The 2,392-nt window shown below is 53.1% G+C and carries 3 protein-coding genes and 1 pseudogene; all 4 read left to right on the top strand.

Going from position 1 to position 2,392, the window contains the following annotated elements:
* Nucleotides 1–295: 295 nt before the first annotated feature.
* The 4 genes and pseudogenes from LC354_RS27465 (at nt 296) to LC354_RS27455 (ending at nt 2,189) form a co-directional block, all read left to right on the top strand.
* Nucleotides 296–739: an EF-hand domain-containing protein gene (locus LC354_RS27465; RefSeq protein WP_223429106.1), complete on the top strand. Its 444-nt coding sequence runs from the start codon at nt 296–298 to the stop codon at nt 737–739.
* Between the two features lie 191 nt (nt 740–930).
* Nucleotides 931–1,842, top strand: coding sequence for a formate/nitrite transporter family protein (locus LC354_RS27460; RefSeq protein WP_223429105.1), 912 nt, complete (start codon nt 931–933; stop codon nt 1,840–1,842).
* A pseudogene (locus LC354_RS28230) lies at nt 1,817–1,942 on the top strand (Bax inhibitor-1/YccA family protein); the annotation flags it as partial. The gene LC354_RS27460 and the pseudogene LC354_RS28230, both read left to right, overlap by 26 nt.
* 37 nt (nt 1,943–1,979) lie before the next feature.
* Nucleotides 1,980–2,189 (top strand): hypothetical protein, encoded by a 210-nt coding sequence (locus tag LC354_RS27455; protein WP_223429104.1) that lies wholly within the window; start codon nt 1,980–1,982, stop codon nt 2,187–2,189.
* Nucleotides 2,190–2,392: the final 203 nt, after the last annotated feature.

Here is a 2,392-nt window from a genome sequence, read left to right as displayed (position 1 = left end):
GCCGCCGAACAAGCAAAGGGGCCTGGGCGCCCAGCTCAAAGAGCGACACCGGCTAACATCCAAGCTGATTGACGCGCCGCGACAATCAAAAACACAAAACCCTTGATCGCGATAGAAAACGACGGCATCGTCTCAAGTGTCGCGACCAAGGATTCTCATCCTGATTGACGCGCTCCTCGCATCCAGATTGTCGCGCTACACTCGCCCGCCCTTTGGCCACAAAGCTATTTTGTGCGACGGAATTTGGCGCTATGGCCGTATTACATTCATGAAGCAGAATATAAAGGTGATTATCATGACTTTCCACTTCCCCCTAGGCGTTTTCTTGACAGCTGCACTGGCACTTCCGGCAGCCGCGCAACAGGGCGTTCCCGGCGCCCATTTCCTTGAGAACTGGGACTTGAACGAAGATGGCCAAGTTACGGTTGCTGAAGCAACAGAGAAGCGCGGTGACGTGTTCTATATGTTCGATCAGGATGAAAACGGCACGCTTGATGCTGCAGAATATGATCTATTTGACGAAACTCGAAAGGCCGATATGGAGGCCAATGCGGGTGGGCATAACGGTCAGATGCGAGGGGTCTCTCAAGCTATGGCGCGTGAATTCAATGACGTCGATAAGGATGGGTTGGTGACCGAGGAGGAGTTTCTCTCGCAGGTTCCCGCATGGTTCTTGATGATGGATCGAGATGGGGACAATGTACTCACAACAAATGATTTTGGCCATCAAAGAGGATAAAGGTAACACCACGGCAAATCGGAATTTGCGATGGCGTTATCTCCGCATTCGCTGTGGTGAGATCAAATTTACGGCTGCAAAGTCCGTTGACCGACGTCTCATCAGTCAAAATACCGGGCTCTGCACCAACGGCAACAATGACGGGTCGCGCCGTAGCATCTTGAGTGGGTCTTAGAGGTTGGTTCTTGGCCGTGAGTGACGGCGTCGACGAACTAATCGACTCAAGCTTTCCAAATGGCGGCAAGTCTGACCAGAACCCAAAACATCCTTTTGTTCCATTCCGGATACTCTATCGTAGCAGCATGACCAACGAAGACAATTTTGATGCTTACAAACCCGGAAAAATTGCAATTCTGGTGGAAGATGCCGGTGTAAACAAAGCACAGCTTCCGGTGTTTCAGATGTTTGTACTCGCTGTCCTTGCAGGTGCCTTTATTGGATTCGGCGGGGCTGCTTACACTGCCGTCATGTCTGGAGTGGACGGAGCATTTGGTCCCGCAAGGCTACTTGGCGGGATCGTGTTTTCGCTCGGTCTCATTCTGGTCATTGTCGGTGGTGCAGAATTGTTTACCGGAAATGCTTTGATGGTCATGGCCGCTGTTGATCGGAAAATATCTGTACGCCAACTGCTGCGAAGTTGGGCTGTTGTCTACCTTGGAAATCTTATAGGCGCAGCGGGGCTTGCGCTGGCCTTCGGGTTTTCCGGCATTTTGCAGGGCCCTTTGGAAGCTACGGCAATAGCAATCGTTCAAGCCAAAACCGCGTTGGACCCGATTGAAGCATTCGTTCGAGGCGCATTGTGCAACGCACTCGTGTGCCTCGCAATCTGGTTAAGTTTTGCTGCCAGGACCGTGGCGGGAAAAGTGCTGGCGGTCCTCTGGCCAATCAGCGCCTTCGTGTTGCTTGGGCTCGAGCACTCCGTCGCAAACATGTATTTCTTTCCTCAGGGCTGGTTGGCTGGGTCGGACGTGCCTGTTGGAATGGCAGTGACCAATTTGCTCTGGGTCACGTTGGGGAACATTATGGGCGGCGCTGGCGGCGTCGCATTGGCATACCGATATGCGTTCCTCGGTGGGTCTGCAAATGGCCCATCCGGGCGATAAAGAATGGCTGGGCAAGGCCGCGATCATGGGCGCGCTGAGCCTCTATCTGGACTCCATAAACATGTTCATGATGCTGCGGACCTTGTTCGAGAACAGAAAAAAAACCGTCGAGACTGTGCAGAATTTTGTGCCCCGGCGTGATAACCGCCACCGACCAACTCGCACATGCGTTGAAGGACTCGTCCTATGACGTTGTGATGATCGGGGCCGGGGTCCGCAAGGATGACGACCATTTCCTGATCTGTGAAAAGCTGGTGAACCTGGTCCACGAAGACGCGCCCAGAGCGCGTATTGTCTTCAACACCGGGTCCACAGTCTCCGACGCTACTATCCAGCGTTGGGCATAAAGGGCGAAGCGCCGCATGGCATATCAACCCAAGAGCACCGCAAGGCACTTCGGCGGCGTTGCAAAGTCGATCCTGTCAAAGCGGTTTCGCATTTCTGCTCTCCAAGGGAAAAATAGTACGCCTACCTAGGCAGCACACCCATTAATTCTTGTTTGATTGCATAGTTTTGTGATTCAGTTTCGTTCAAACAACGGGCGGGAGGA

The sequence above is a fragment of the Tateyamaria pelophila genome, from assembly GCF_019966495.1.
Taxonomy (GTDB): Bacteria; Pseudomonadota; Alphaproteobacteria; order Rhodobacterales; family Rhodobacteraceae; genus Tateyamaria; species Tateyamaria pelophila.
This window is presented reverse-complemented; position numbering and strand designations above follow the sequence as displayed.